This window comes from Sinomonas sp. G460-2 (assembly GCF_047759905.1).
In the GTDB taxonomy this organism is placed as follows: domain Bacteria; phylum Actinomycetota; class Actinomycetes; order Actinomycetales; family Micrococcaceae; genus Sinomonas.
This window is the reverse complement of sequence record NZ_JBKZWT010000535.1, coordinates 1-1,371: the sequence shown is the minus strand read 5'-3', so window position 1 is coordinate 1,371 and position 1,371 is coordinate 1. Positions and strand designations below refer to the sequence as shown.

Genomic DNA, 1,371 nt, shown 5'->3' with positions numbered 1-1,371 from the left:
CGGGGATGGCGCCCGCGAACGGCGGGCGGGCGAGCGCGTCGAGCGAGGCGAGGAAGCGCTTCTTCTCGCGCTCGAAGAGGACCTCGTTGCCGTCGAGCTCGAAGACGGCGCTCATGAAGTTGTCCTGGCTCGCGCCCTCCTCGAGGCGGCGGATGAGGTACGCGATCGCGACGTCGAACTCGCCCGGGTGGACTACGGGCGTGTAGAGCAGGAGGTGGCCCACGTCGGCGAGGACCGCCTGGGCCTGCGCCGAGGCCATGCCGAGGAGCATCTCGAACTCGACAGGATTCGACCCGCCCCCCGCGCCCTCGGGCCCACCCCGCCCACCCTCGCGCACACCGGTGTCGACGCCCCGCGCCTTCGCGAGGAGCCATGCGAGCGCGACGTCGAAGAGGTTGTGCCCCGCGACGCCGATGCGCACGTTCGCGAGCCGCTCGGGGTGGAGCGCGTAGTCGAGGACGGCCTTGTAGGACGTGTCGCTCTCGCGCTTCGAGCCCCACGTCGCGGCCGGCCAGCCATGGATCTCCGCGTCGACGAGCTCCATGGGGAGGTTCGCGCCCTTCACGACGCGGACCTTGATCGGGGCGCCGCCGTTGGCCACGCGATCCGCCGCCCACTCCTGCAGGCGGATCATCGCGCCGAGCGCGTCCGGGAGGTAGGCCTGGAGCACGATCCCGGCCTCGAGCCCGCGGAACTCCTCGCGGTCGAGGAGGCGCGTGAACACCTCGATGGTGAGGCCGAGGTCCTTGTACTCCTCCATGTCGAGGTTGATGAACTTGGGCTTGCCGGCAGCCTTTTCTGTCCCGCCCCTCCCACCCGAGCTCGCGAGGCGGTACAGCGGCGCGAGGGACTCGACGATGTCCGCGACGGCCTCGTCGAACGCCCAGTGGTTGTGGGGCGCGACGGTCGCGGAGACCTTGATCGACGCGTAGTCGACGTCGTCGCGCTCGAGGAGGCGGCGCGTGCCCTCGAGGCGGCGGGCGGCCTCGCCCTGGCCGAGGATCGCCTCGCCGAGGAGGTTCATGTTGAGCCGGATCCCGGGCTTGCGGATCTTCTTGATGGCGGGCCCGAGCCGGGCGTCCGACGCGTCGACGATGAGGTGGCCCACCATCTCGCGCAGCACGCGCCGCGCGATCGGGACGACGACACCGGGGGCCACCGGGGCGAGCGAGCCGCCCAGGCGCACGGCCTGCTTGAGCGCCCATGGGAGGAACGCGGGGGCCTTCGGGGCGAGGTCGCGGAGGTTGCGCGCCGCGACGTCGAGATCCTCGGGGCGGACCACGCCGTCCACGAAGCCCACGGTGAACTCGAGGCCGTTCGGGTCCTTGAGCACGCCCGCGAGCTGGGCCGCCGCTGGGTCGACGGGGAGCT

Annotated in this window: 1 protein-coding gene; it reads right to left on the bottom strand. The window is 72.1% G+C overall.

What is annotated here, in order from left to right; translation table 11 throughout:
- Positions 1–1,371 (bottom strand): proline dehydrogenase family protein (locus ACLN58_RS22225; protein WP_415857375.1); only part of this gene is annotated, 1,371 nt, incomplete at both ends.